The sequence below is a fragment of the Lysobacter sp. GQ73 genome (assembly GCF_059758755.1).
Genome location: NZ_JCAXEE010000007.1, coordinates 1 through 25,894 on the forward strand (window position 1 = coordinate 1; position 25,894 = coordinate 25,894).

21 protein-coding genes and 1 pseudogene are annotated in these 25,894 nt (G+C 68.9%); 10 read left to right on the plus strand and 12 right to left on the minus strand.

Translation table 11 applies throughout. From position 1 onward, the window contains the following. Positions 1-1,233: 1,233 nt before the first annotated feature. The gene (locus AC6CH2_RS17965; protein WP_498270390.1) at positions 1,234-2,094 is read left to right on the plus strand and encodes a pirin family protein; all 861 of its coding nucleotides are present in this window, start codon (positions 1,234-1,236) and stop codon (positions 2,092-2,094) included. Between the two features lie 183 nt (positions 2,095-2,277). Here the strand turns inward: AC6CH2_RS17965 and aqpZ are convergent, their stop codons facing one another. The 8 genes from aqpZ to AC6CH2_RS18005 all read right to left on the minus strand — a co-directional run bounded on the left by aqpZ (position 2,278) and on the right by AC6CH2_RS18005 (position 10,868). Then, the gene (gene aqpZ, locus AC6CH2_RS17970) at positions 2,278-2,988 is read right to left on the minus strand and encodes an aquaporin Z (protein ID WP_498270391.1); all 711 of its coding nucleotides are present in this window, start codon (positions 2,986-2,988) and stop codon (positions 2,278-2,280) included. Positions 2,989-3,206: 218 nt separating this feature from the next. After that, complete coding sequence (locus AC6CH2_RS17975) at positions 3,207-3,674, minus strand: hypothetical protein (protein ID WP_498270392.1); 468 nt, start codon at positions 3,672-3,674, stop codon at positions 3,207-3,209. Between the two features lie 95 nt (positions 3,675-3,769). Then, positions 3,770-4,630, minus strand: coding sequence for a pirin family protein (locus AC6CH2_RS17980; protein ID WP_498270393.1), 861 nt, complete (start codon positions 4,628-4,630; stop codon positions 3,770-3,772). Positions 4,631-4,757: 127 nt separating this feature from the next. Beyond that, positions 4,758-5,162: a hypothetical protein gene (locus AC6CH2_RS17985; RefSeq protein WP_498270394.1), complete on the minus strand. Its 405-nt coding sequence runs from the start codon at positions 5,160-5,162 to the stop codon at positions 4,758-4,760. Between the two features lie 88 nt (positions 5,163-5,250). Further along, positions 5,251-5,769, minus strand: a complete 519-nt coding sequence (locus AC6CH2_RS17990; RefSeq protein ID WP_498270395.1) for a histidine phosphatase family protein — start codon at positions 5,767-5,769, stop codon at positions 5,251-5,253. Between the two features lie 17 nt (positions 5,770-5,786). Beyond that, positions 5,787-6,275, minus strand: a complete 489-nt coding sequence (locus AC6CH2_RS17995; RefSeq protein ID WP_498270396.1) for a GlcG/HbpS family heme-binding protein — start codon at positions 6,273-6,275, stop codon at positions 5,787-5,789. 154 nt (positions 6,276-6,429) lie between these two features. Then, positions 6,430-9,900, minus strand: a complete 3,471-nt coding sequence (gene mfd / locus AC6CH2_RS18000) for a transcription-repair coupling factor (RefSeq protein WP_498270397.1) — start codon at positions 9,898-9,900, stop codon at positions 6,430-6,432. Between the two features lie 347 nt (positions 9,901-10,247). Beyond that, positions 10,248-10,868 (minus strand): GNAT family N-acetyltransferase, encoded by a 621-nt coding sequence (locus AC6CH2_RS18005; protein ID WP_498270398.1) that lies wholly within the window; start codon positions 10,866-10,868, stop codon positions 10,248-10,250. A gap of 402 nt (positions 10,869-11,270) precedes the next feature. Between AC6CH2_RS18005 and AC6CH2_RS18010 the strand changes: the two genes are divergently transcribed. The 4 genes from AC6CH2_RS18010 (at position 11,271) to AC6CH2_RS18025 (ending at position 16,188) form a co-directional block, all read left to right on the plus strand. Next, positions 11,271-13,385: a TonB-dependent siderophore receptor gene (locus AC6CH2_RS18010; RefSeq protein ID WP_498270399.1), complete on the plus strand. Its 2,115-nt coding sequence runs from the start codon at positions 11,271-11,273 to the stop codon at positions 13,383-13,385. Between the two features lie 167 nt (positions 13,386-13,552). Then, positions 13,553-14,467: a cation diffusion facilitator family transporter gene (locus tag AC6CH2_RS18015; protein WP_498270400.1), complete on the plus strand. Its 915-nt coding sequence runs from the start codon at positions 13,553-13,555 to the stop codon at positions 14,465-14,467. Between the two features lie 162 nt (positions 14,468-14,629). After that, on the plus strand, positions 14,630-15,637 hold the full coding sequence (locus AC6CH2_RS18020) for a YwqG family protein (RefSeq protein WP_498270401.1): 1,008 nt from the start codon (positions 14,630-14,632) through the stop codon (positions 15,635-15,637). A 26-nt stretch (positions 15,638-15,663) separates the two neighbouring features. After that, the gene (locus AC6CH2_RS18025) at positions 15,664-16,188 is read left to right on the plus strand and encodes a GNAT family N-acetyltransferase (protein ID WP_498270402.1); all 525 of its coding nucleotides are present in this window, start codon (positions 15,664-15,666) and stop codon (positions 16,186-16,188) included. A 134-nt stretch (positions 16,189-16,322) separates the two neighbouring features. Here AC6CH2_RS18025 and AC6CH2_RS18030 read toward each other — a convergent pair whose 3' ends face one another. Together AC6CH2_RS18030 and AC6CH2_RS18035 are read right to left on the minus strand one after the other, a co-directional pair. Next, positions 16,323-16,529: a hypothetical protein gene (locus AC6CH2_RS18030; protein WP_498270403.1), complete on the minus strand. Its 207-nt coding sequence runs from the start codon at positions 16,527-16,529 to the stop codon at positions 16,323-16,325. A 302-nt stretch (positions 16,530-16,831) separates the two neighbouring features. Beyond that, a complete protein-coding gene (locus tag AC6CH2_RS18035) occupies positions 16,832-17,692 on the minus strand; it encodes a 23S rRNA (adenine(2030)-N(6))-methyltransferase RlmJ (protein ID WP_498270404.1) in 861 nt (286 codons plus the stop codon). Between the two features lie 229 nt (positions 17,693-17,921). Between AC6CH2_RS18035 and creB the strand changes: the two genes are divergently transcribed. The 5 genes and pseudogenes from creB to AC6CH2_RS18060 all read left to right on the plus strand — a co-directional run bounded on the left by creB (position 17,922) and on the right by AC6CH2_RS18060 (position 23,322). Beyond that, positions 17,922-18,596: a two-component system response regulator CreB gene (gene creB / locus AC6CH2_RS18040; RefSeq protein ID WP_498270405.1), complete on the plus strand. Its 675-nt coding sequence runs from the start codon at positions 17,922-17,924 to the stop codon at positions 18,594-18,596. A gap of 11 nt (positions 18,597-18,607) precedes the next feature. Further along, a complete protein-coding gene (creC, locus tag AC6CH2_RS18045) occupies positions 18,608-20,050 on the plus strand; it encodes a two-component system sensor histidine kinase CreC (protein ID WP_498270406.1) in 1,443 nt (480 codons plus the stop codon). Between the two features lie 119 nt (positions 20,051-20,169). Next, a pseudogene (gene creD, locus AC6CH2_RS18050) lies at positions 20,170-21,534 on the plus strand (cell envelope integrity protein CreD); the annotation flags it as partial. A gap of 295 nt (positions 21,535-21,829) precedes the next feature. After that, positions 21,830-22,438, plus strand: coding sequence for a GNAT family N-acetyltransferase (locus tag AC6CH2_RS18055; protein WP_498270407.1), 609 nt, complete (start codon positions 21,830-21,832; stop codon positions 22,436-22,438). Beyond that, the gene (locus AC6CH2_RS18060; RefSeq protein ID WP_498270408.1) at positions 22,435-23,322 is read left to right on the plus strand and encodes a carbon-nitrogen hydrolase family protein; all 888 of its coding nucleotides are present in this window, start codon (positions 22,435-22,437) and stop codon (positions 23,320-23,322) included. The genes AC6CH2_RS18055 and AC6CH2_RS18060 overlap by 4 nt, the downstream gene beginning before the upstream one ends. Before the next feature lie 691 nt (positions 23,323-24,013). Here AC6CH2_RS18060 and AC6CH2_RS18065 read toward each other — a convergent pair. Further along, complete coding sequence (locus AC6CH2_RS18065) at positions 24,014-24,565, minus strand: phosphatase PAP2 family protein (RefSeq protein WP_435395051.1); 552 nt, start codon at positions 24,563-24,565, stop codon at positions 24,014-24,016. Then, positions 24,562-25,743 (minus strand): glycosyltransferase family 4 protein, encoded by a 1,182-nt coding sequence (locus AC6CH2_RS18070; protein WP_498270409.1) that lies wholly within the window; start codon positions 25,741-25,743, stop codon positions 24,562-24,564. Before AC6CH2_RS18070 ends, AC6CH2_RS18065 begins: the two co-directional genes overlap by 4 nt. Between the last annotated feature and the right edge of the window lie 151 nt (positions 25,744-25,894).

Below are 25,894 nucleotides of genomic sequence, written 5' to 3' on the forward strand. Positions count from 1 at the left end.
CGGCGAGGCTTTCGTGACTCGCCGAAGCGGCGTGCTATCGCCAGGGTAGGAGCGACGCAAGTCGCGACCAAGAGACGCGCAGAAGCGGCGAGGCTTTCGTCACTCGCCGAAGCGGCGTGCTATCGCCAGGGTAGGAGCGACGTGAGTCGCGACCGCGTCGTCTCCGGTTGCGGCGCTTCTTGCCGCAGGGCGGTGCAACAGCAAAGCTTCCGCCCCCTGAAGGGTGCGGGTAACTTTCTCGTCGAAAGCAACAAAGGAAAGTCACCAAAGAAAAGTGCTTCTTCCTGCAAGAGCGCCAGCCCGCACGATCGATGCCGACGCAGGGATGCTCCAGACAGGCCATCCCTGGCCTGCTTGCGCACGGCCCGCCTCCCTGCGGGCCGCCCTCCGGGTCTTCTGTTGACCGGTAAAGCGGCAAAGCAGATCAAAATCACGTCAACGTCAACGTCAACGTCAACTGCAGACGCGTCGCGGCTGCTCTTGGGTAGGAGCGGCGCAAGCCGCGACCGCGCAATCCCGATTGCCCGCGCCGTCCGCCGCAGATTCGCGGTCGCGGCTTGCGCCGCTCCTACCCCGGCGAAAGGACGCCGCTTCGATGGATGATGAGGGCGTTGTTGCCTCCGCGCGTCCCGCGATCGCCACTCACGCCGCTCCTACAGGGAGGGCGTCGCCGCGCTCCGATTTACTGCGGTGGCTGTGGCTGTCGCAGTGGCTTTGCGCCGCATCGCACTCGCGAGGGCAATCTCGGACCCGGAGGGCGGCCCGCAGGGATGCGGGCCGTTTTTCATCGGGACAGGGAATGTCCCGTATGAAAAGTCCCTGCGTCGGCGTCGAACGCGTGGGCTGGTGCCCTTGCAAGAAAAGCACTTTTCTTTGGTGACTTTCTTTTGTTGCTTGGGACGAGAAAGTTACCCGCACCCTTTAGGGGGCGGAAGCTTTGCTGTTGCCGTGGCTTCACCGTCCTGCGGCAAGAAGCGTCGCAACCGGAGACGGCATGGTCGCGACTTACGTCGCTCCTACCCTGGCGAACGCGCGCCCCGTTTCGACGAATGACGACGGGCTTCGACATCTCTGCGCGACCCGCAGTCGCGGCTCGAGCAACTCCTAATCTGGGGCAGTCTAAGATAGTTCTACTGGTGTAACTGATGTTTGCAATTAAGTCGGTATTGTTCCATGTTTGAGGTGGCATTCTAGCGCCCATCGCCAATACGGCGTTCCGTCAGGAGCACACCCATGGCCACCGCCACCCCTACCGCTTACGCCCGCGTCGGCCGCAAATTGCGCGGCCAGGCGACCTCCGACGGCGCCGGCGTCCGCCTGACCCGGGTCATCGGCGGCGCGGAGCTGCCCGATCTGGATCCCTTCCTGCTGCTCGACGAGTTCGGCACCGACCGCCCGGAGGATTACCTAGCCGGCTTCCCGGAGCATCCGCACCGCGGCTTCGAAACCGTCACCTACATGCTCGACGGGCGCATGCGCCACCGCGACAATCACGGCAACGAAGGCGTGCTCGTGCCCGGCAGCGTGCAGTGGATGACCGCCGGGCGCGGCCTGGTGCATTCGGAAATGCCGGAGCAGGAGGCCGGGCGCATGCGCGGCTTCCAGCTATGGGTCAACCTGCCGGCGCGCGAGAAGATGACCGAGCCGAAGTATCAGGAGTTCGCGCCAGACCGCATCGTGCAGCTGCGTCCGGCCGACGGCGTCGAGGTCAAGCTGATCGCCGGCCGCGTCGGCGAGGCCAACGGACCGATCGCGCAGCCGGCGACCGATCCGGTCTATCTCGATATCGCCCTCGACGCCTCCGCGCAGTGGGAGTACGACTTGCCCGAAGGCCATAACGCCTTCGCCTATGTCTACGAAGGCGGCATCGCCGTCGGCGACGGCGAGGATTCGCGCGGGATCGATGCGCAGGAACTGGCGGTGTTGGCCGGCGGCAACCGGCTGAAGCTGCGCGATGGCGGCCGCGGCAGCCGCCTGATCGTCGTCGCCGGGCGTCCGCTGCGCGAGCCGGTCGCCCGGTACGGCCCGTTCGTGATGAACACCAAGCAGGAAGTGATGCAGGCCTTCGTCGATTTCCAGGAAGGCAAGTTCTGAACGAAGGCGGCTTCGCATCGCAACGAAGGCCGCGCGCGAGCGTGGCCTTTTTGATGCGGGCAACGACCTCGCGGTGCAGGCGGCGAACCGGAAATCGGTGCGCCGAGCGCAGCGGCGGATCGGTTCGCGCATAAAAAAGCCGCGCCCGAAGACGCGGCTTTTCGGGTTGCTCGAGCGCGCGGCTCAGTCCTTGCCGAGCCAGCGATACACCGCGCCGCCAAGCAGGCCGCCGACGATCGGCGCGACCCAGAACAGCCACAGCTGGCTGATCGCGGCGCTGCCGGCGAACAAGGCCACGCCGGTCGAACGCGCCGGGTTCACCGAGGTATTGGTGACCGGGATGCTGATCAGGTGGATCAGGGTCAGGCCCAGGCCGATCGCGATCGGCGCGAAGCCGGCCGGCGCGTTCTTGTGGGTGGCGCCGAGGATGATGACCAGGAACATCGCGGTCATGATCACTTCGGTCAGCAGCGCGGCGTGCATCGAATAACCGCCCGGCGACATCAGGTCGAAACCGTTGCTGGCGAAGGCGCCGGCCGCGTTCGGGTCGTGGACGAAGCCGGGATTGCCGCTTGCGATCTGCCACAGGATGAAGCCGGCGAGCAGGCCGCCGAGCACCTGCGCGACGATGTACGGGATCAGATCCTTGGCCGCGAAACGGCCGCCGGCCCACAGGCCGAAGCTCACCGCGGGATTGAAGTGGCCGCCGGAAATGTGGCCGAGGGCATAAGCGCCGGTCAGCACGGTCAGGCCGAACGCCAGCGAGACGCCGAGCAGACCGATGCCGAGCGGGTTGCCGTCGCCGCCGAAATTCGCCGCGAGCACGGCGCTGCCGCAGCCGCCGAGCACCAGCCAGAACGTACCGATGAACTCCGCACCGAGTCGCTTGATCATGATCGTCTTCCTTTTGAGTTATGGGCTTGCAGACGGCCCAGAGCCGGACGAACGCCCTGTTCAGCCAGGGAACGATACGCCACGACCCCATTCAGCCAGGCCGATTCTCATGCTGGCTGACAACTCAAAAATGCGCAACTCGTCACAAAACGATCGCGGGGCCAGCAAACCGCGACCGCAGTCAAACCGGCTCGCAAAAACGACCCCGCGACGTGTTATTACTTGGTACTGCTCAGTCGCGTCGAGGGAAATCGCAGGCCCTCGGTCTGGTCGATGACCTCCCGCAGTTGCTCGGGCGAGGTCGCCTGCATCCAGATATGCGCATGCTTGCCGTTGCCGATATCGAGCAAGGTTTCGCGCACCTGGATGTTCGGCTTGCCGGCGAGTTCGCCGCGGTACCAATGCATGGCCTTGCCGTCGATCGTGCTGGCTTCGGCGCGATCACTGCGCTTGGGCTCGAACGGCGACTTGGAGGCTATGTAGAGGCCGAAGGCTTCCGAGTTGTCGGCACGCAGTGCGCGACAGAAGTCGGAATCGGCGCCGGCACGGTGTTCCCAGTGCAGGCCCGAATCGGCCGGTAGAAAAGGACATGCGCCTGGAGCGGCGGGTTCTTGCGCAGACGCACACACGACGAACACCAACGCCAGCCACGGCAATGCGTGCTGGCTCTTTACCCTTGACTTCACGATCGTCCCCCTGGAACCCGATTAGGTCAAAACGGAGCTGGAGCCTTTCAGCCCTGTGACCATAGTCCACTTCGGAGGCGTTGACAAACGTTACGTCATCGTTCAGGTAGAGGAATAAATTCGTGCTCGCCGGCAATCTCGCCGAATCGGCCTTCGGCCCAGTCCAGCTTGGCCTGCTCGATCCGCTCGCGCGAGCTGGAGACGAAGTTCCACCACAGGTGGCGCGGCCCATCCAGCGGTTCGCCGCCCAGCAGCATGGCCTTGAGCGGGGTCTTGGCGCGCAGGCGCGGGCGGGTGCCGGGGTCGAGCACGACCAGATGCCGCCCCGGCAGGTCGGCACCGTCGAGCTGGGCTTCGCCCTCGAGCAGGTACAGGGCGCGCTCGGTGTGGCTGTCCTCGATGTCGAGCTCGGCGCCTGGGTCGAGGTCGATGGCGACATACAGGGTGTCGGCGAAGACCCGCACCGGCGACTCCTCGCCGAAACCGCGCCCGGCGACGATGCGCAGCCAGGCGCCGTCGCGGCGCTGCTGCGGCAGGGTGGCGGCGGGGTGGTGGTGGAAGGCCGGCGCGGTCTCCTCGAACGAGCGCGGCAACGCCACCCAGGTCTGCATGCCGTGCAGCGGGTGACCGCTGGCGCGCGTCCCCTGCGGAGTGCGTTCGGAGTGGGCGATGCCGCGGCCGGCGGTCATCCAGTTGACGTCGCCGGGGTGGATGTCCTGGACGCTGCCGAGGGTGTCGCGGTGGCCGATCGAGCCGGCCCACAGGAAGGTCACCGTGGCCAGGCCGATATGCGGGTGCGGGCGCACGTCGATGCCCTGGCCGGGCTCGAACACCGCCGGGCCCATGTGGTCGACGAACACGAAGGGGCCGACCGACCGCGCCTGGATGCTCGGCACGGCGCGGCGGACTTGGAATCCGCCCAGGTCGTGGACGCGCGGGGCAACGATCGTGGTCATGGTGCGGTCTCCTGCAGGTCTGAGCCGGCAGGTTCGCATGTCTTCAATACAGCCGCGTGCACGGCACTGAAACTCGGTGTTGCACGAAAGAGGCTGGGAATAGTCCGCTTCTCGAAGCGTCCGGCGCTTACTCGGCTTCGAGCTTGAGCGTCGCGTTCGGCGGCGTGGCGAAGTCCAGGCCCTGCACTTCGATGCGCCAGCCGCCTACGCTTTTACGCGCGTCGCTGACGGTGTTGAAGCTCAGCGCCGACTTCGCGCCGTCGGCGCCGGTCCATTCGAACTCGAGCACGGCATCGCCGGCCCAGACGCACTGCACCTTCGGCGGGCAGCGCGAATCGGCGCTGATCGCGACGAAGCGCAGCCGCGAACGATCGGGCAGGTTGGCCGACTCGCCGCGCGCCAGGCGGAAGGCCTGGCCCGGTGCGACGGTTCGCGCCGCGGCCGGGTCCTGGCCGGCATGGGCGCAGGCGGTCAGGGCGAACACGCCGCTCAACAGCGCGGCGGCGAACGGGGCGGGGAGCAAGGGGCGCATCGGCGACTCCGTCGGATCACGGGGCGGTCCGGCCGACCGCGGTGGCTGCAGTCTAGGCCGGCGCGGGCGCGCGCCCAAGCGAGCGGCGTCACCGATCGCGGGTTTGCTCGAAGCTCGCCTGGCCCTGCGCGTCGATGCGCACGAGCATGCGGCGGTCGAACTCGGTTTCCGGCATCGGCGCGACTTCGCAGGCGCACAAGGCGGCGGCGATGGCCGGGGCGGTGTTGCTGTGGCCGACCACCAGCACCGTGCCTTCGCGATGATCGCGGCGCAGGGACGCGGCGAATTCGGCTGCGGCCTGCTTGGCCTCGTAGCGTGCGATCGTGAGCCCGTGCGCGCGCGCGGCCGGCTCGCCGGTCTGTTGGGTGCGGCGATACTCGGTGGCGTAGACCGCGCGCAGCGGCACCGCGGCCAGCGAGGCGGCGAGGCGTCCGGCGCGCGCGTGTCCGGCCTCGCTGAGCGAGGGGTCGCGGGGGTCGTCGCCGCTCTTCTCGCCGTGGCGCACGATCACGTACGTGAGCGCCGGCGGCGGCTCGGCCGGACGGGTGGCGCAGCCGCCGAGCGCAAGGCTCAGGACGATCGCGGCGGTGCAGGCGGTCGAACGCATGGCGTGTCCTCGCTGGGTCAATCGTGGAGCAGGTCGGCGCCGGCCTGGGCGATCGCGCCGTCCTGAGCCGCTTGGGCGCCGGACACCCCGATGCCGCCGATCACCTGCTCGCCGAGCCGCAAGCGTACGCCGCCTTCGATCGGGGTGATGCTGGGCAGGCCCAGTACGACCGCATTGCCGTCGCCGAGCAGTTTCTGATGGAACGCGGTGTCGCGGCGGTAGTTGGCCGCATGCACGGCCTTGCCGATCGCGACTTCGACGCTGGAATTCGGCGTGCCGTCCATGCGCTGGAAATGCAGCAGGCGGCCGGCCTCGTCGACGATGGCGATGGCGACGTTGAGGCCGTCGGCGCGCGCCTTGGCGGCGGCCGCGGCGGCGATCCGCTCGGCCGCGGCGAGATTGAGCACGGTGCGCTGGCTCAGCTGGGTCTTCAGCGGCGGCGCGGCGGCGGCCGGGATGGCGAGGGCGAGCAGGAGCGGGGCGAGCCAGCAGCTAGGACGGAACATGGGGCGCTCGGGCGGGACGGAGGGCGCAGCCTAGGAGCTGCGCGGGCGGGGCGGGAGTGTCGTTTGTACTGGGGTGGGGAACCAGAGCCGGAGCTCTGGTTGGCAACACCCCCGGCAGCGACACGGCGCTCATCGTTCGAGCAGCGCCTGCCGCTCAATGCTTCTTGTCGAGCAACATCAACAAGCCCTTCGCCGCGGCCAGGCGCGCTGGCGCGTCCGGCAGGTCCAGCTTGAGCTTGAGCTTGTCCGGGCCGTCCATCTGGTACAGCTTCGGCTGGCCCTGGATCAGCTTGATGATCGACATCGGGTCGACGTTCGGGCGCTCGACGAACTGCACGCGACCGCCCTTTTCGCCGAGGTCGAGTTTGCGGATGCCCAGCTCGGTCGCGATCAACTTGAGTTCGGCGACCGCGAACAGATGCTTGGCCGGATCCGGCAACAGGCCGAAGCGGTCGATCATCTCGACCTGCAGCTCGCGCAGTTCCTCCTCGCTGCGCGCGCCGCTGACCCGCTTGTACAGAGTCAGGCGGGTGTGGACGTCGGGCAGGTAGTCGTCCGGGATCAAGGCCGGGATGTGCAGCTCGACTTCGGCGCCGCGCGCATCGGTCGAGTCGACATCCGGCAGCTTGCCCTGGCGGATCGAACGTACCGCGCGTTCCAGCAATTCGGTGTACAGGCTGAAGCCGACCTCGGCCATCTGCCCGCTCTGATCCTCGCCGAGCAACTCGCCGGCGCCGCGGATTTCCAGGTCGTGGGTGGCCAGGGTGAAGCCGGCGCCGAGCTCGTCCATCGAGGCGATCGCTTCCAGGCGCTTCTGCGCGTCCGCGGTGATCGAGCGCTTGTCCGGAATCACCAGGTAGGCGTAGGCGCGGTGGTGAGAACGGCCGACCCGGCCGCGCAGCTGGTGCAGCTGCGCCAGGCCGAACTTGTCGGCGCGGTTCATGATGATGGTGTTGGCGTTCGGGATGTCGATGCCCGACTCGATGATGGTCGTGCACAGCAGGACGTTGAAGCGCTGCTTGTGGAAGTCGAGCATCACGCTTTCGAGTTCGCGCTCGGCCATCTGGCCGTGGGCGACGCCGATGCGCGCCTCCGGCACCAGTTCTTCGAGCTGGCGCTTCATGCGGCCGATGCTCTCGACGTCGTTGTGCAGGAAATACACCTGGCCGCCGCGCGCGAGTTCGCGCTGGAAGGCCTCGCGCAACTGCATGTCGTCCCAGGGCACGACGAAAGTCTGCACCGCCAGGCGATGCGCCGGCGGAGTGGCGATGATGCTGAGATCGCGCAGCCCGGCCATCGCCATGTTGAGGGTGCGCGGAATCGGGGTGGCGGTCAGGGTCAGCAGGTGCACGTTGGCGCGCAGCGCCTTCAGCGCTTCCTTCTGGCGCACGCCGAAGCGCTGCTCTTCGTCGACGATGACCACGCCGAGGTCCTTGAAGCGCACGTCCGGCTGCAGCAGGCGGTGAGTGCCGACCACGACGTCGATCTTGCCCTCGCTGACCTTCTCCAGTTCGGCCTTGATTTCCTTGCTGCTCTTGAAGCGCGACAACACCTCGACCTTCAACGGCCAGTCGGCGAAGCGGTCGCGCATGGTGCGGTAGTGCTGTTCGGCGAGCAGGGTGGTCGGCACCAGCACCGCGACCTGCTTGCCGGCGGTGGCGGCGACGAAGGCCGCGCGCACCGCGACCTCGGTCTTGCCGAAACCGACGTCGCCGCAGACCACGCGGTCCATCGGCTGGCTGCTGCCGAGGTCGCGGATCACCGCTTCGATCGCCGAATGCTGGTCGGGGGTTTCCTCGAACGGGAAGCCGGCCGCGAACGGCTCGTACATCGAGCGGTCGACGTCCAGCGCGAGGCCGGCGCGGGCCTGGCGCCGGGCCTGGATCTCGAGCAGTTCGGCGGCGACGTCGCGGACCTTCTCGGCCGCCTTGCGCTTGGCCTTGGTCCATTGCTCGCCGCCGAGCGAGTGCAGCGGCGCGGTTTCGACCGAGGCGCCGGAGTAGCGGCTGATCAGGTGCAATTGCGCGACCGGCACGTACAGGCGGTCGCCCTTGGCGTATTCGATTTCGAGGTATTCGCCCGGTTGGCCGCCGGCATCGAGCACGATCAGGCCGCGGTAACGGCCGACGCCGTGGTCCTCGTGCACGATCGGCGCGCCTTCGGACAGTTCGCCGAGGTCGCGGATGATCGCTTCGGGCTCGCGGCCGACGCGCTTGCGCCGGCGCGGCTGCGCGGCGCGCTCGGGAAACAACTGGCGTTCGGTCAGCACCGCCAGCGGCGGCTCCACCACGGCGAAGCCGTCGTCGAACGGCGCCACGGCGATGGCGAAGCGGCTCGGCGCGGCGCCGTTGGCGAAGGCGTTCCAGTCGGCGACCACGTCCGGCTTCAGGCCCGCGGCCTGCAGCACTTCGAGCAGGGCCTCGCGGCGGCCGGCAGTGTCGGAGGCGATCAGCACCCGGCCGGGATAGGTGGCGAGGAACGACTTCAGCGCTTCGGCCGGAGCGGCGTCGCGCGCCGCGACCGGCAGGGTCGGCGCCGGCTGGTCGCCGAGCGCGAGCGCTTTGGCGCGTTGCGGATGCTGCTCGCCGCACAGCTCGACGCGCGCGCCCTGGTTGAGTTTTTCGCGCAGGCCGACCGGAGTCAGGTACAGCGCGTCGGGCGGCAGCAGTGGGCGTTCGAGATCGTGCCGGCGTTGCTCGTAGCGTTCGCCGGTCTGGGCCCAGAAGGCGTCGGCGGCGTCGAGCGCGCCGTCGGCGATCACCGGCAGCGCGCGTTCGTCGAGGTAGTCGAACAGGGTCGCGGTCTGCTCGAAGAACAGCGGCAGGTAGTACTCGATGCCGGACGGCGCGATGCCCGACTTGAGGTCCTGGTACAGCGCGCTGCGCCGGGTGTCGAGGTCGAAGCGTTCGCGCAGCGCATCGAGCGCGCGTTTGAGCGAGGCATCGTCGAGCGGCACTTCGCGGCCCGGCAACAGCCGCACCGCATCGATCTTGTCGAGCGAGCGCTGCGATTCGGGGTCGAAGGCGCGGATGGTCTCGATTTCGTCGTCGAGCAGCTCGACCCGGAACGGCGAGTCGGCGCCCATCGGATACACGTCGAGCAGGCCGCCGCGCACGGCGAAGTCGCCCGGATCCAGCACCTGCGGCACGTGCCGGTAACCGGCCGATTCGAGCCGGCGTTTTTCCGCGTCCAGGTCGAGGCGCTGGCCGACCGCGACGTCGAAGCTGCCGCCGACAACGTGGCGCAGCGGCGCGAGCCGCTGCAGCAAGGTCTGCACCGGTACCACGACGATGCCGCGCTTGAGCGTCGGCAGGCGATGCAAGGCCGCCAGGCGCTGCGAGACGATGTCCGGGTGCGGACTGAACAGATCGTAGGGCAGGGTTTCCCAGTCCGGGAACGGCAGCACCGGCATGGCGCCGTCGCTGGCGAGCAGGGTGCGCAGATCCGATTCGAGCTGGTGCGCGCCGTGGTTGTCGCGCGCGATCGCGAGCAGGGGGCCGTCGTGCTCGGCTGCGGCGCGGGCGATCGCCCAGGCCAGGGCGGAAGGCGAGGCCGGCGCACGCCACCAGGCGCGCTGCTGGCCGATCTTGGGCAGCAGGGACACGGGAGAGGGAGATGATTTCATGGAGTCGGCTAGTTTAGTGGATCGGCCGCGGCTCCCGGGCGGGCGGTTGCGCGCTTTGCGCAGGCGGTCGGTGAAAGCTGCTGTCCTGCGCGACCGGCATCGCGGTGCGGGATGTACTCGCCGGGGCGGCGTGAGGACGGCGACACGGAGGCGGCGTTGACTCAGCGGCAGGCGTCGCCGCGGCGGCCGTTGTCGCTATCGGCTGTTGTGCCGTTCCTGGCGATTGGCTCAGCCGTGCCTGCGATCATGCGCCGCACGGATGACCGCCGCAGTTGCGGACGAGCCGAAACGATAGGGTGCACCGGGCCTTGGGCGCCGGCGAGGGGTTGCGGCGCCGCGTGGGCCGCTCAGGGTTCGTTGCTGTCGTCGCCGGGGTTGTCGCCGATCTTGCGTATGCCGGCCTGTTGCTCTGCCGCGCGTGCGGCCTTCGAGCGCAGGTCCAGCACCACCCGGATCAGGCCCGGCGAGTCCTGCCGGAACTCGCGCTCGAAGCCGAGCGACTGCGCCAGCGACAGCATCGGCGTGTTGTGCTCGAACACCTCGCCGTACAGGCGATGCACCTTCTTGCCGCGCGCCCACTTGACCAGGCGCGTCATCAGATAACGGCCCAGGCCCATGTTGGCGATGTAGCGGCTGACCAGGATCGCGAACTCGGCGTCGTGGCTGCGCTCGTCGATGGCGACGCGGGCGACCGCGCCGACCAGGGCTTCGCCGGGAGGCAGGGGTTCGGCCGCGACCAAAGCGAACTCGGTGCGCGGATCGATCCGAGTGAAGCGCTCGGCCATTTCCGGCGTGAGTTCTTTCAGCGCGTATAGGAATCGCTGCCGCACCTCGTCGGGTTGCAGCAGGGTGAAGCCCGCTCGCAGGGGCTCGGCATCTTCCGGACGCACCGGACGAATCAGTATTTCGCGTCCGTTGGGAAGACGCTGGCGTTCATGCCAGGGCGGCAAACGTTCACGCGTGGCCATGGTCGGATATTGGCACATTGTGACGGACTTCGCCCTTCATCTTTAGGCCGGGGTGACGCCGGTCCGACCGGCGGCATGTCCTGGCCCGCGATTACATGTCGGGAGGCGAAAGGCGGGGCCCTCGCGACAGTGTGCTTGAGGTTACTTATTTCTTGACGCAGTCGATGCTTGAAATGAGAATTGCTCGCATCATGCCGCCGACTCGCCGGCATGACAACCGCCCCCCAGGCCAGCCAGACGCCCGCGCCGTTTCAAGCCGCCGGGCTCAGCCAGATGCCCACCCTTCCACGCCGCCGCCCGGACGAAGTCTCGCCCGTGTCGCAGGCGTGCTGCGTCCGCGTGCGGCCAGGGCGCCGCTGGGGTGCCGCCGCCGCTCCATCGCCCAGCCTCGGACTATCACTGATGATTTTTTCGCACTCGCCGCTTTCGCCTCGTCCGCAGGGTCTCGCCCGGGGGCTGTTGTTCGCGCTGACCGCGCTGGGCGCCGGCGCCGCCTTCGCCGACGACGCCGAGCGCGAGGCCAAGCGCCTGGACGCGGTGGTCGTGCTCGCCGACCGCGCCACCACCGCGACCAAGACCGATACCCGCCTGATCGAGACCCCGCAGGCGATCAGCGTGATCACCGCCGAGCAGTCCGCCGACCGCGGCGTGCAGAACCTGCAGGAAACCCTGCGCTATTCGGCCGGCGCCTACAGCGAAGCCTATGGTCTGGACACGCGCAGCGACGGCTCGCTGGTGCGCGGCTTCTCGCCGGTGTCCTTCCTCGACGGCATGACCCGGCAGATCGGTTCCAGCCTGGTGCCGCGCCCGGAGGTCTATACGATGGAGCGCGCCGAACTGCTGCGCGGGCCCTCGTCGATGCTGTACGGCGCCGGCGGTTCCGGCGGCGTGTTCAACCTGGTCAGCAAGCGCCCGCAATTCCACAGTGCCGGCGAAATCGGCCTGAGCTACGGCAGCCATCAACGCAAACAACTGCAGTTCGACCTGACCGGCCCGCTCGACCAGGCCGGCACCGTCGCCGGCCGCATCGTCGGCGTGGCGCGCGATGCGCAGCAGCAGACCGATCACATGCCCGACGACCGCCTGGTGCTGGCGCCGTCGCTGACCTGGCGCATTTCCGACGTCACCCAGCTGAGCGTCCTCGGCCTGTTGCAGAAAGACGAGAGCGGTTCGAGCCAGCAGTTCCTGCCGGTAGTCTCGACCCTGCGCGCGCCGCCGGGCCGGCGCCTGCCGAACCACCGCCTGCTCGGCGAACCCGGCGCCGACCGCCTCGACAGCCGTCAGGCCAGCGCTACGGTGTTGTTCGAGCACGCCTTCTCCGACGCTTGGCGCTTCAACAGCAGCCTGCGCTACGCCAAGTCGCGCACCGATTTCACCGAGATCTACCCGGACGTCTACTCGAACCCGGACAACCCCTTCCTCGATGCCGCACAGCGGGTGCTGCCGCGCTCGGCCTACCTCAGCAACCCGCGCATCGACACGCTGACGGCCGACAACAACGTCCAGGTCGATTTCGCCACCGGCGCGCTGCGCCACACCGTGCTCGCCGGCGTCGACTACCTGCGTTTCCGCCAGACCGCGATGACCGGCTTCGGCGCGACCACGCCGATCGATGCCTATGCGCCGGTCTACGGCGACTACGTGTTGCCCGAACTCGCGCCGCAGCCGCGCCAGGACCAGACCCAGGTCGGCGTTTACGTGCAGGATCAGATCCGCTGGGGCGAACGCGTCATCGCCGTGCTCGGCGCGCGCCGCGACCGCGCACGCACCCAGGTCGGCGAGCAGCCGCGGATCGAGGACTACGCCACCAGCTACCGCGCCGGCGTGATCGTCGATGCCGGCCACGGCTTTTCGCCGTACCTGAGTTACAGCGAGTCGTTCCTGCCGATCGGCAGCCTGGATTTCTTCAGCCAGCCGTTCAAGCCGCAGGAAGGCCGCCAGTACGAGGTGGGCCTGAAGTGGCAGCCGCGCGAGCAGACGCTGGTGACCCTGGCGGTGTACGACATCCGCGAGAAGAACCGCCAGACCAACGACCCCGAGAACGTGCTCAACTCGGTGCAGACCGGCGAGGTCGGCTCCAAAGGCATCGAGCTCGAGGCCACCCACACCCTGGCCAACGACTTCTACCTCACCGCGAGCTACAGCTACAACGAAGCCGAAGTGACGCGCAGCAATTTCGCCCCCGAGGTCGACCGCCAGCTCGCCGACGTGCCGAAGGAGCTCGCCTCGGTCTGGGGCGTGAAGCAGTTCGACTGGGGCGACAGCGGCCGCATCCGTCTCGGCGCCGGCGTGCGCCACGTCGGCTCGACCCTGTCGACCGGCGGCAACGGCAGTCTGCGCACGCCGGGCTACACCCTGGCCGATGCGCTGGTGTCGTTCGACCTGCCGCAGTGGTCGTTCACCCTCAACCTGACCAACCTGGCCGACAAGCAGTACTACGCGCCGTGCCGGGCGTTCGGCGACTGCTTCACCGGCAACGGCCGCAACCTCACCGGCACGGTGACCTATCGCTTCTGAGGCAGGGTTCCGGGCCGGGTTCTGAAGCGCCGATTCCGCGGGGGCGGCTGGCGCCGTCCCGCGGGAAACCCCCGGAATGCCGGCGCTGACGCGCCGCCGGCCGTGCCTCAACGGCCAGCATCGGCAATGCTAGACTCCGCCGCTGAACCTCAAGGAGCAACGTTGTCATGGCCGGTGGTGGCGATTCGACCCGCGCAATTCTGTTCGCACTTGGTGCCAATTTCGCCATCGCGGTATCCAAGGGCGTGGCGGCGTACTTCACCGGTTCTAGCGCGATGCTGGCCGAGACCGTGCACTCCCTGGCCGACTGCGGCAACCAGGGCCTGCTGATCCTGGGCCTGAAGCAGGCCAAGCGGCCGCCATCGCCGGACTATCCGCTCGGCTACGGCAAGGCGATCTATTTCTGGTCGTTCCTGGTCGCGGTGATGTTGTTCACCGTCGGCGGCATGTTCTCGCTGTACGAGGGCATCCACAAACTGCAGCACCCCGAACCGCTCAAGCAGTGGTGGTGGGCGGCCGGCGTGCTGACCTTCGGCATCGTCGCCGAGGCGGTCTCGATGCGCGCCTGCCTGCAGGAAGTCGCCAAGGCGCGCGGCCAACGCTCGCTGTGGCAGTGGTTCCGCGAGAGCCGCCAGGCCGAACTGGTGGTGATCTTCGGCGAAGACCTGGCCGCGTTGCTGGGCCTGGTGCTGGCGCTGGCGGCGGTGCTGCTGGCGGTGGCCACCGGCAACCCGATCTGGGACGCCATCGGCACCATCAGCATCGGCGCGCTGTTGATCATCGTCGCGGTGTTCGTGGCGATCGAGGTCAAGGCGATGCTGATCGGCCAGAGCGTCGATCCGCAGCGCCAGCAGCAGATCCGCGAGTTCCTCGACGGCCGCCCGGAAATCGCCCACGTGATCAGCCTGATCACCCTGCAGCTCGGCAACGAAGTGATGGTGTCGGTGCAGGCGCAGATGCGCGAGGAGCAGAGCGTGGCGGCCCTGACCGAGCAGATCGACACGGTCGAGCGGGCGATGAAGCAGGCCTTCCCGGAAGTGCGCTGGAGCTTCTTCGAGCCGGACCTGAAGTCGGGCGACTGAGCCGGCGGCGAGGGCGCGTAGAGCGCCCGCGAAGACCACGATCAAGCCGGAAGCGCTCGCGCTTCCGGCTTTTTCTTGGCCTGGGCTTCGCCCCCGATCTGCGTCCGGCGTTTTCTCGGCGATAATCCGCCCGAACGGCAAACCACCTAGAGACGGCAGGCGATGAAGACGGGAACCGCGGTGTTGTTGTCGATGGCGATCGTGGCCGCGGGCGTCGCCGCGGTCGCCGGCGTGGGCTACGCGGTGTATCGCGGTATCGAAGGCCGGATCGAGCAGGGCGCGGCGCAGGCCCGCGCCGACGCCGGGTTGCCCGACAGCGGCGAGCAAGCGCCCGGTTGCGGCAAGACCGACGACGATGCGCAGGCCAAGGCGGTGCTCGCGCCCGCCGACGAAGCGCTGCGCAAGACCCAGCGGCCGGTGGCGCGGATCGAGTTGAGCGCGCTGGCGCGCGACGACACCGGCGTCAGCAAGGTCGGCGGCCAAGCCTATTGGGCGGCCGGGCGCGACTATCCGCGCGACGCCAAGGGCCGGCCCCTGTTCCTGCTGGCCCAGATCAATCTGGCCGAAGTGCCGAAGATGCCGGGCTACCCGGAGCGGGGTCTGTTGCAGTTCTTCATCTCCGGCGACGACTACTACGGCGCCGCGCTCGACGACGCGCATGGCGCGGGCCGCATGGACGCGCTGGCCAAGCAGACCGGTTTCCGGGTGGTGTACTGGTCGGAGCTGTCGGCCGCGGCGATCGCGCCGCCGAAGGCGACCGCCGGCACCGATTCGTTGCCGTTCGACCCGGCCAAGCCGCGGCGCATGCGCTTCACCGCCGACCACGAGACCATCGGCGTCAACGACGCGCGGTTCGGCCAGGCCCTGGAGGGCGGCGTGGAACCGTTGATCGAGCGCTACCGCAGCGAGCACCCCGGCCAGAGCGAAGAGGACCTGCAGGACGCACTGCGCGATTACCTCGCGCGCTCCGGCCACAAGCTTGGCGGCTATCCTGACTTCACCCAGAGCGACCCGCGCGAGCCCTCGGACCGCCGCCTGCTGCTGTTCCAGCTCGACAGCGACGACGCGCTGATGTGGGGCGACTCGGGCATCGCCAATTTCTTCATCGACCCCGCCGATCTCGCTCGCGCCGATTTCAGCCGCGTGTCCTATCACTGGGACTGTTATTGAGCGCGCCGATGGCGAGCCGGCCAGCATTGGACGAGCCCGTATCGGACGAGCTCGCATCGAGCGAGCCCGCATCGAGCGAGCCCGGCCTGCGCCGTTATCGGGCCGAGGACCGCGCCGCTTGCCTGGCGTTGTTCGACGGCAACATGCCGGAGTATTTCGCCGCGAACGAACGCGCGCAATTCGTCGAGACCCTCGACGCGATGGACGATTATTGGGTGATCGAACTCGACGGCGAAGGCATCGTCGCCTGCGGCGGCTATGCCGCCAGCGATGGCGACGCCAGCGTCGCGGTGCTGTTCTGGGGGATGGTCCGCCGCGATCTGCACCGGCGCGGGCTCGGCGAGCGCCTGTTGCTGGAGCGACTGCGCCGGATCGACGCCGACCCGGCGTTCGCCTCGACCGTGATCGAGACCACCCAGCACAGCCGCGCCTTCTACGCCCGCCACGGCTTCCAGGTGGTGCGCGAACAGCGCAACGGCATCGCGCTGGGCCTGGACCTGGTCGACATGCGCCGGCCGCGGGCCGGCAGCCGAGCGGACGGCGCGGGCTGAGCTTTCGCGGCTCGCTCCGGTCGTTACAGCGAGGGAGCCGCCAGCGGAGGCCGTGGCTGCGCGGGGTCGACGGCCGGAGAGAGCGGGCTCTCCCCGGCCGTGCCGCGATCGCTCTCGGTGAAGGCAGCGATCGGTCAGGGCAGGATGCAGCCGCAGCGGCGATAGCACTGCGAGTAGGTCAGGTAGCACTGGGTGCCGCCGTTGTTCTCGCAGTTGGTCAATGCGGTCTCGCAGCCGAGCCGGCAGGTGTTGTTGCAGCCGGCGGCGCCGGCGGTCGACGCGATGCCGATGCCGAACGCGAACGCGCAGATCGCAAGGAACGAAATCTTCTTCCTGGACATTCGAACTCCCTCTCATTGACCCTTCATTGGGCCCGGGAGTGATACGCCCGGATCGAAGCGCTCGCAAGCGACCGGTCGCGGCCGTGCCGGCGCGTCGACACGGCAGCGGAATTGCGCCGCGGTCGGTTCGTGCGGGTTTTAGCGGGCTTTCGGCGTCTGCCGGCCGGCCTGGACCGGCCTCCTCCGGCGCGCGGCGATGCGGCGAATGCAATCGCAGGTGGTCATCGAAAGCCAGCGCTCCTTGGCGTCTGGCTGCATTGCAGCGAGCCTGTGCAGGCGCCTGCGCCGGTGCCGGACGCGGCTCAGTCGGCCTGCTTGAGCCACTGGATCGCGGCCGCGGCGTCCGGGGTCTCGCCGAGGGTGCGCGCGAGCACCGACAGCGCCGGGGCCAGGGTCTGGTCCAACTGCCACGGCGGGTTGAGCATGAGCAGGCCGCTGCCGTTCATGCGCAGCGGCGAATCGTCGGCGCGCACCAGCAGTTCGGCAGTCAGGATCGATTTGGCCGGCAGAGTCGCGGCGCGGCGGTAGAACGGTTGCAGCGCGCGCCGGCGCTTGATCGGATACCACAGCACGTAGCAGCCCTGCGGCCAGCGGGCGAGGGCGTCGCGCAGCGCGCCGAGGGCGGTGTCGAACTCTTCGAGCTGGGCCTCGTAAGGCGGGTCGATCAGGACCAGACCGCGGTTGTAGCGGGTCGCGCCGATCTTCGGCGGCAACATGGCCTTCATCGCCGCGTAGCCGTCGCGCCCGTGCACCGCGATGCGCGCGTCGGCTTTGAAGTGATGCTCCAACTGCGTGGCTTCTTCCGGCTGCAGCTCGCAGGCGGCGATGCGGTCGTCCTCGCGCAAGGCGTGCGCGAGCAGCCAGGGCGAGCCCGGATAGGCCGCAGGCCCGTGCTCGTTGCGGCAGGCGCGCACTGCGGCCAGGTAGCGGGTGATCGCGGCCTGCTTCGGCGCCTCGGCCAGCAGGCGGCCGATGCCGCCCTCGGCTTCGCCGGTGCGCAGCGCCGAATTGCCGTCGAGCGGATACAGCCCGCGCCCGGCGTGGGTGTCCAGGGCGAACAGAGGCGCCGGCTTGACGGTCAGGGCATCGCACAGGGCCAGCAGGGCGACGTGCTTGAGCACATCGGCGTGGTTGCCGGCATGGAAGGCGTGGCGATAGTTCATTGAGGCCGTGATTCGGGATTCGGGAGGGGGATTCGAAGAGGAGACGCGCCGGCATAGGGCCGAGGGGCATGGCACCGACGGCATGACGCCGGGGGGCATTATGGGGCCATAGCCGCCGCGGCGTTTCCCGGAGCGGCAGCCGGAGGCCCGGCAAGGCATCATGGGCGGCATTAGCGCTTTTCCGATCCCCACTCCCGAATCCACTCTCCCGAACCCCAATCTCTGCCCCATGCGCATCCTGCTCGTCGAAGACGAATCCGCCATTGCCGACACCGTGCTGTACGCGCTGCGCGCCGAAGGCTTCGAGGCGGTGCACTGCCTGACCGGCGGCGAGGCGCTGCGCGAGGCCGCGCGGGTCGCCTTCGACCTGGCCGTGCTCGACATCGGCCTGCCCGACATCGGCGGCTTCGCCCTGTGCCGCGAGCTGCGCCGCGGCCGCGACCTGCCGGTGATCTTCCTGACCGCGCAGAACGCCGAGGCCGACCGCATCCTCGGCCTGGAGATCGGCGCCGACGACTACGTCACCAAGCCGTTCTCGCCGCGCGAGCTCGCCACCCGCGTGCGGGTGGTGTTGCGGCGCGCGCGCGGCGGCGCGGCCGAGACGGCGGCGGTCGAGGACGGTTTCGTCCACGACCTGGAAGGCAAGCGCATCCGCTACCGCGGCCAGGCCCTGGACCTGACCCGCTACGAATACGGCCTGCTCGCCGCGCTGTTGCAGCGCCCGGGCGCGGTGTTGTCGCGCGCGCAGCTGATGGACCGGGTCTGGGGCGATGCCCTCGACAGCGGCGACCGCACCGTCGACACCCACATCAAGACCTTGCGCGCCAAGCTGCGCGAGGTCGCCGCCGACCGCGACCCCATCCGCACCCATCGCGGCCTGGGCTACTCGCTCGAAGCCTCGTAGGCGGGCGCCCGATGCGGATCGGCCTGCGGATCTTCCTGGGGTATTTCCTGATCGTGGCGGTGGCCGCGCTGCTGCTGGCGCGGGTGTTCGTCGCCGAGGTCAAACCGGGCGTGCGCCAGGCCATGGAAGACACCCTGGTCGACACCGCCAACGTGCTGGCCGAGCTGGCGACCGACGATTTCGTCGCCGGCCGCATCAACCAGGGCGATTTCGCCAAGCGCGTGCGCGCGCTCGGCCAGCGCGACGTCGGCGCGGCGATCTGGGGTTTCCGCAAGCGCGCGGCGAACTACCGCGTCTACATCACCGACGCGCGCGGCATCGTCGTGTTCGACAGCAGCGGCCAGGACGTCGGCCAGGACTATTCGCGCTGGAACGACGTGTACCTGACCCTGCGCGGGCGTTACGGCGCGCGTTCCAGCGCGACCGACCCGGGCCATCCGGAAACCACGATCATGCACGTGGCCGCGCCGATCCGCGCCGACAACGGCCAGGTCATCGGCTCGTTGACCGTCGCCAAGCCGAACAGCGCGATCGCGCCTTTCATCGCCCGCAGCCAGACCGTGGTGACGCGCTGGGGCTTCGTGCTGATGGGCGCGGCGCTGGCGATCGGCCTGGGCGTGTCGTGGTGGCTGTCGCGCCAGATCGGCCTGCTGCGGCGCTATGCGCATGCGGTCACCGCCGGCGACCGCGCCACGCCGCCGCGCGCGGCCGGCGAGTTCGGCGAGCTGGGGCGCGCGCTGGAAACCATGCGCACGCGCCTGGAGGGCAAGCAGTACGTCGAGCAATACGTGCACACCCTGACCCACGAGATGAAGAGCCCGCTCGCGGCGATCCGCGGCAGCGCCGAACTGCTCGAATCGCCGCCCGGCGACGCGCCGATGCCGGATGCCGACCGCGCCCGTTTCGCCGCCAGCATCCGCGGCCAGGCCGAGCGCCTGGCGCAGATGATCGACAAGCTGCTGGCGCTGGCCGCGGTCGAACATCGCCAGCGCCTGGAGCGGCCCGAGCCGGTCGCGCTGGCGGCGATCGTGCGCGAGGCGCTGGAGCAATGCATGCAGCGCCTGGACCGCTCCGGCGCCAAGCTGCTGCTCGACCTGGAGCCGAACCTGCCGCCGGTGCGCGGCGACGCCTTCCTGCTGCGCCAGGCCTTGATCAACCTGATCGACAACGCCGCCGATTTCTCGCCGCGCGGCGGCGAGATCGTGTTGCGCCTGCAACGCGATGGCGAATACCAGCGCGTCGATGTCAGCGACCGCGGTCCCGGCATTCCCGACTATGCCCTGAGCCGGGTGTTCGAGCGTTTCTATTCCTTGCCGCGCCCGTCCGGCGGCAGCCGCAGCAGCGGCCTGGGCCTGTGCTTCGTCGCCGAGGTGGCCTCGCTGCACGGCGGCGAGACCGAACTGGTCAATCGCGAAGAGGGCGGCGCGCGCGCCAGCCTGATCGTGCGCGGCTGAGCCGTCCGGCGGCGCCGACCCCGCTTCACCATTGCTTCACCGACAACACACGCCTGCGCCATCGCGCCCCCGCACAGCCGGCGCAACCTGCCGTCCAACGTAGCGGACAGGAGCGGGACATGCGTGTGTGGCTGAAGATGTTGATGGTGCTGGGGATGACCCTGGCGATACTCATTCCGCTGTTGATGATCGGCGGCGTGATCGAGGAGAGACAGAGCTATCGCGCCCAGGCGGTGGCCCGCATCGCCCGCAGCTATGCCGGCGCGCAGGCGTTCTCCGGCCCGGCGCTGGTGGTGCCGTACGAGGATTCCTGGGTCGAGGAGCAAAAGGACCTCGACGGCACCATCAAGCGCGTCCAGCGTCGCGAACAGGGTCGATGGACCTTCTTCCCGAACAAACTCGACGTCGAAGGCGAGATCGTGCCGAAGGTGCGCAAGCTCGGCCTGCACCAGGTCCGGGTCTACGAATGGAAGGGCAAGGCCAAGGCCGATTTCGCCGCGACCATACCGGCCGACCCGGCGCCGAGCGCTGAGCAGACCGAATCCGAGCGCCGCCGGACGATCGGCCGGCCGTGGCTGAGCTACGGCTTCGCCGACGTGCGCGGCCTGCGCAGTCCGAAACTGCGCCTGGACGGCGCCGAGGCGACCATCGAGGACGGCCTCGGCGCGCGCGACGGCGGCGGCATCCATGCGCGTCTGGCGGCGCCGGCGGCGGGCAGTTCGTTGCGCCTGCAGACCGACCTCGACTTCGCCCTGGGCGGCACCGAATCGCTGGCGCTGGTGCCCCTGGGCAAGAGCAACCGATTCGCCCTGAGCTCGACCTGGCCGCACCCGAACTACGGCGGCAGTTTCCCGCCGCATTCCGACGACATCGGCGACCAAGGCTTTCGCGCCGAATGGCAGGTCTCGTCGGTGGCGACCAACGCCCAGCGCCAGTACCTGGCCGGTTCGATCCTGCCGACCGTGTCGGTGGCCGGCGACGGCGACATCGGCAACGAGCCCGGCGGCGACATCAACGCCATCCAGGTGACCTTGAAGGACCCGGTCAACGTGTATTCGCAGGCCGACCGCGCGACCAAGTACGGCCTGCTGTTCGTGCTGCTGACTTTCGTCGGTTTCTTCATGTTCGAGTTGATCAAGCAGTTGCGCATCCACCCGATCCAGTACGGCCTGGTCGGCCTGGCCCTGGCGATCTTCTTCCTGCTGTTGGTCAGCCTGAGCGAACATTTCGCCTTCGGCCTGGCTTATCTGGCCGCGAGCGTGGCCTGCATCGGCTTGCTGGTGTTCTATCTGAGCGCGGTCCTGCGCAGTGTGGTGCGCGCCCTGGGCTTCGGTGCCATGTTGACCACGCTCTACGGCGCGCTGTACGGCCTGTTGATCTCGGAAGACAACGCCCTGGTGCTCGGCGCCGGCCTGCTGTTCCTGATCCTGGCGGCGCTGATGATGGTGACCCGCAAGGTCGACTGGTACCAGTTGGGCGGTTCGACGCCAAAGCGCGTGCCGGATCCGCCGAAGGCCGAGGCGCTGCGTACGCCGGTGGCCGCCGCCGGTAGCCCGCCGGACCTGCCGGGCCTGTAGGCGCGCGATGCGGCGCGGCGGCGGGCAGGCAGGCCCGCCGCCGCGTCGTTTTATCGTCCGGGTAAGCATGATCGGCGCAGACTGAGGTCGAACTCTCGGTCGTCGTTCGCGCGAAGGCGGCTCCGCTCCACCTCGCTGAGCCGGGTACTCACCGCTTCACCCCGGTTCGCCTAGAAGTCTCTGGCTTCACTAAGATGCCCTCATGAAGACGCCCATGCCCGAAATCCGCACCTGCAGCGGTGCCGAGCTCACGCCTTACCTGGATGCCATCGCCGCCTTGCGCATGCGGGTGTTCCGCGACTGGCCGTATCTCTACGACGGCGATGCTGCCTACGAGGCGAATTATCTGCGGACCTATCGCGAGTCCTGGCGCAGCGTCGCGGTGCTGGCCTTCGACGGCGGCCGCATCGTCGGCGCTTCGACCGGCTTGCCGATGGCCGACGAGACCGCCGAGCTGCGTGCCGCTTTCGAGAGCGGTGCGATCGATATCGAGCAGGTGTTCTATTGCGGCGAGTCGGTGTTGCTGCCCGAGTACCGCGGACGCGGCATCGGCCATCGCTTCTTCGATGCGCGCCATGCGCATGCGCGCGGGCTCGGCGGGTTTCGCTGGACCGCGTTCTGCGCGGTCGAGCGCGACCCCGGCGACGGCCGCAGGCCGGCCTTCCACCGCGGCAACGAGGCATTCTGGAAAAAACGCGGCTATGTCCATCGCCCGGAGTTGAAAGTGTCGCTGCCGTGGCGCGAGGTCGGACGCGGCGAGTGTCCCCATACCCTGAGTTTCTGGCTGCGTCCTCTGGAGCGCGTGCAATGAGGGTCGCGGTCGCGAAATACACCATCGGCGCGCCGCGCAGCTTCGCCGAGTTCGCCGACAAGCAGGCCAAGTGGCTCAGCGAAGCCCGCGCCAGCGGCGCCGAAGTCGCGGTGCTGCCGGAGTATCTGGCGCTGGAACTCGGCGCGACCTTCGGCGCGGCGACCCAGGGCGACCTGCATGCCTCCCTGGTCGCCATTCAGGCCTATCGCCAAGCCTGGCTGGACCTGTTCGGCCTGCTCGCGCGCGAGTTGCGCCTGCATGTGATCGCCGGCAGTTTCCTGCTCGACCTGGGTCATGGGCGCTATCGCAACCGCAGCGACGCCTTCGCCCCCGGCGGCGGGCGCCTGTGGCAGGACAAACTGCAACTGACCGGTTTCGAGAAACAGGCCGGAGTGATCGAGGCCGGCAACGCGCTCAAGACCTTCGAGATCGGCGCCCAGCGCGCCGGTATCGCGGTCTGCTACGACATCGAGTTCCCGTTGCCGGTGCGCGCGCAATGCGAAGCTGGCGCGCGCTTGCTGCTGGCCCCGAGCTGCACCGACACCGACGCCGGCGCGACCCGGGTGCGGGTGGGTTGCTTGGCGCGCGCGTTGGAGAACCGCAGCTTCGTCGCGCAGGCGGTGACCGCCGGCGAAGCCTTGTGGAGCCCGGCCCTGGACACCAACACCGGCGAGGCGGCGATCTACGCGCCGATGGACGTGGGCCTGCCGGCCGACGGGATTCTCGCGCAGACTCGCGCAGGCCAGCGCTGGGCCTACGCCGATCTGGATTTCGCCGCGCTCGAAGCGAGTCGCGCGCGGGCGCAGGTGGCGAACGATCGCGATTGGGTCGGGCAGGGCGCGCCGGCGATCGCTCGGGCGCGGGTGGCGGGGTGGGAGGGGTGAGTCCGATGTCGGTGCCCGGCTTTACCGTGAGCCATGCCGGTAGGGGCGACGTGGGTCGCGACCAAGGGACTCGCACAGAGCCGACAGGGCCGTCGTAATTCATCGAGGCGGCGTGCTTTCGACAGGGTAGGAGCGCGCAGGCCGCGACCGCGCTGCGACGACCTCGCGGCGCTCCTGGCCGCAGCCCTGAGGAGTGGCGTAGGCCGCGGGTGCGTCGTTGCGGTATTGCGGCGTGTGGATCAAGAGATCAGATCTAGATCTAGATCTAGATCAGATCAAACCCAAAGCTTCCGCCACTGAAGCGGCGGGTTACTTTCTTTTGTCATAAGCAACAAAAGAAAGGTAACCAAAGAAAAATGCTTTGTTTTGGATCACAGGTCCGCGTGTGCGATGCCGACGCGGTGATTTTTCATACGGGACATCCTTGTTCCGATGAAAAACGGCCCGCATCCCTGCGGGCCGCCCTTCGCGTCTTCTATGGCCTTCGCTAGTGCGAAGCTGCGCACAGCAAAGGCAAAATCTTTAAGACAACGGCAACGGCAACGTCGTCATCTGCTGCAGGGGTCCGTGGCCAACGCCGGTCGCCGAGCGATGCGGTCGCGGCTTGCGCCGCTCCTGCTCCTGGGTGCGTGGGCGGCGGAAGGAACGCACGCTGTGGGTATGTTCGATGCGGCCTCTCAGGCTCCTGCACTCAGCCGAACAGCGAAACCCCAGGCACCAGCCATAGCGAAAAACCGGCCAGGCTCGATCCGATCACGGTCGCGGCCAATACGTCGCTCGGGTAGTGCAGGCCCAGCACCACGCGCGAGGCGGCGACGCTCGCGCTGAAAGGGATCAGCAACCACGCCAGCACCGGGTAATGCGCCATTGCCACCAGGCTGAAGGCGACTGCGTGCAGGGTGTGGCCGGACGGGAAGCTGAACTCGTCGAGGGGCGCGACCCAGGCGTGGATGCGTTGGTCGGAGGCGAACGGGCGCGGGCGGCGGGTCCAGCGCTTGAGGAGTTTGTACAGCGCCAGCGCGATCACGCCGGTCGCGGCCAAGTGGGCCGAGGCGCGCAAGCCGTCGTACCCGTCGGCCAGGATCAGTGCGGCCATCAGCGCGTACCAGAACACGCCGTCGCCGAGGCGGCTGACCGCGGCGAAGTAGGCGCGCGAGCCGCTGCGTTCGCCAAGGCGATTGGCGCGCAGGCACCAGCCGGATTCGCCGGCGATCAGTCGTTTGCGCAACGGCAGCCGGTTCATACGACCTCCTGGGTCGGTTTGGTTTCGTCGTCGATGCGGCGGGTCGAGCGGTTGTGCAGGCCGCGGTCGGCCAGGGCGTGCAACAGGGCATCGAAATCGGCCGCGACCTGTTCCGGGCGCAGGCCGCTGATCGCTTCGCGGCCTGCGCGGGACATTCCCGCGCGCAAGGCGTCCTCGCTGCCGATGCGCACCGCCGCGGCGATGAAGCCGGCGTCGTCGCCGTCGGCGATGGCGGCGCCGTGGATGCCGTCGCGCAGGTGCTCGTGGGCGGCGCCGTAGTCGAAGGCGACCGTCGGCACGCCGCTGGCCATGGCTTCGAGGGTGACGTTGCCGAAGGTTTCGCTATGGCTCGGGAACAGGAACAGGTCGCCGCTGGCGAAATGCTCGGCCAGGGTCTCGCCGCGCTTGAGCCCGCAGAAGATGAAATCCGGGTTGTCGCGCTGCAGCTTCTCGCGCGCAGGGCCGTCGCCGACCCAGACGAAGCGCGCCTCGGGGCGCCGCTGCTGCAGCGAGCGGAACGCGCGCACGGCCAACTCGAGGTTCTTCTCCGCGGCGATGCGGCCGACGTAGATCGCCGCCAAGCCGTGTTCGTCCAGGCCCCAGTCGCGGCGCAGGTCGGCGCGGCGGCGGCCGGGGTCGAACAACACCGTGTCGACCGCGCGCGGCAGCCGCACCACGTCCTCGAAGCCCTGGCCGCGCAGGAATTCGGCGAGTTCGCGGGTGGGCACGAGGGTCGCGTCGGCGCCGTTGTGGAAGCGGCGCATCCAGCGCAGCGCGGTGCCGGCCAGGAACGGCGCGCCGTAGTCGCGCATGTATTCGTCGAAGCGGGTATGGAAGCCGGTCGCCGCCGGAATGCGCAGGCGCCGCGCCGCGCGCAGGGCCGACCAGCCGAGCGGGCCCTCGGTCGCGACGTAGATCGCGTCGGGGCGGTGGGCGCTCCAAGCCTGGCCCAGGCGCGCGGCGCAGGGCAGGCCGAAGCGCAGGCCCGGGTAGCGCGGCAGCGGCAGGCCCTTGACCAGCAACTCGTGGGCGGCGCCATCGGCTTCGCCGTGCTGGCGCGGACGCACCAGGCCGACCTCATGGCCACGCGCACGCAGACCCTGCTCCAGACCCTGCACGGTCAGGGCGACGCCATTGATTTCCGGCGGATAGGTCTCGGTGACGATCGCGTAGCGCATGCGCGGCTCCCGGTTTGGGCAAGCCTGGGCGCGGTCCATGTCCCGGCCATGGCGGGGCGATGACAGGCCGGTGACGTTGCGGCCGCGGTCGCGTTCATGTGACGCATTCGGCATTTCGCCGTGCCGTCTGCGCTCGAAACCCGCGAGTCAA

What these genes read in the sequence shown, in the direction of transcription:
- creB (WP_498270405.1), top strand. Translation starts at nt 17,922, where the DNA reads ATGCGCATCCTGCTCGTCGAAGACGAATCCGCCATTGCCGACACCGTG.
- AC6CH2_RS17985 (WP_498270394.1), bottom strand. Translation starts at nt 5,162, where the DNA reads ATGCGCCCCTTGCTCCCCGCCCCGTTCGCCGCCGCGCTGTTGAGCGGC.
- AC6CH2_RS18010 (WP_498270399.1), top strand. Translation starts at nt 11,271, where the DNA reads ATGATTTTTTCGCACTCGCCGCTTTCGCCTCGTCCGCAGGGTCTCGCC.
- AC6CH2_RS17995 (WP_498270396.1), bottom strand. Translation starts at nt 6,275, where the DNA reads ATGTTCCGTCCTAGCTGCTGGCTCGCCCCGCTCCTGCTCGCCCTCGCC.
- AC6CH2_RS18015 (WP_498270400.1), top strand. Translation starts at nt 13,553, where the DNA reads ATGGCCGGTGGTGGCGATTCGACCCGCGCAATTCTGTTCGCACTTGGT.
- AC6CH2_RS17990 (WP_498270395.1), bottom strand. Translation starts at nt 5,769, where the DNA reads ATGCGTTCGACCGCCTGCACCGCCGCGATCGTCCTGAGCCTTGCGCTC.
- AC6CH2_RS18030 (WP_498270403.1), bottom strand. Translation starts at nt 16,529, where the DNA reads ATGTCCAGGAAGAAGATTTCGTTCCTTGCGATCTGCGCGTTCGCGTTC.
- mfd (WP_498270397.1), bottom strand. Translation starts at nt 9,900, where the DNA reads ATGAAATCATCTCCCTCTCCCGTGTCCCTGCTGCCCAAGATCGGCCAG.
- AC6CH2_RS17980 (WP_498270393.1), bottom strand. Translation starts at nt 4,630, where the DNA reads ATGACCACGATCGTTGCCCCGCGCGTCCACGACCTGGGCGGATTCCAA.
- AC6CH2_RS18060 (WP_498270408.1), top strand. Translation starts at nt 22,435, where the DNA reads ATGAGGGTCGCGGTCGCGAAATACACCATCGGCGCGCCGCGCAGCTTC.
- AC6CH2_RS18035 (WP_498270404.1), bottom strand. Translation starts at nt 17,692, where the DNA reads ATGAACTATCGCCACGCCTTCCATGCCGGCAACCACGCCGATGTGCTC.
- creC (WP_498270406.1), top strand. Translation starts at nt 18,608, where the DNA reads ATGCGGATCGGCCTGCGGATCTTCCTGGGGTATTTCCTGATCGTGGCG.
- AC6CH2_RS18020 (WP_498270401.1), top strand. Translation starts at nt 14,630, where the DNA reads ATGAAGACGGGAACCGCGGTGTTGTTGTCGATGGCGATCGTGGCCGCG.
- AC6CH2_RS18065 (WP_435395051.1), bottom strand. Translation starts at nt 24,565, where the DNA reads ATGAACCGGCTGCCGTTGCGCAAACGACTGATCGCCGGCGAATCCGGC.
- AC6CH2_RS18055 (WP_498270407.1), top strand. Translation starts at nt 21,830, where the DNA reads ATGAAGACGCCCATGCCCGAAATCCGCACCTGCAGCGGTGCCGAGCTC.
- AC6CH2_RS18005 (WP_498270398.1), bottom strand. Translation starts at nt 10,868, where the DNA reads ATGGCCACGCGTGAACGTTTGCCGCCCTGGCATGAACGCCAGCGTCTT.
- aqpZ (WP_498270391.1), bottom strand. Translation starts at nt 2,988, where the DNA reads ATGATCAAGCGACTCGGTGCGGAGTTCATCGGTACGTTCTGGCTGGTG.
- AC6CH2_RS17965 (WP_498270390.1), top strand. Translation starts at nt 1,234, where the DNA reads ATGGCCACCGCCACCCCTACCGCTTACGCCCGCGTCGGCCGCAAATTG.
- AC6CH2_RS18070 (WP_498270409.1), bottom strand. Translation starts at nt 25,743, where the DNA reads ATGCGCTACGCGATCGTCACCGAGACCTATCCGCCGGAAATCAATGGC.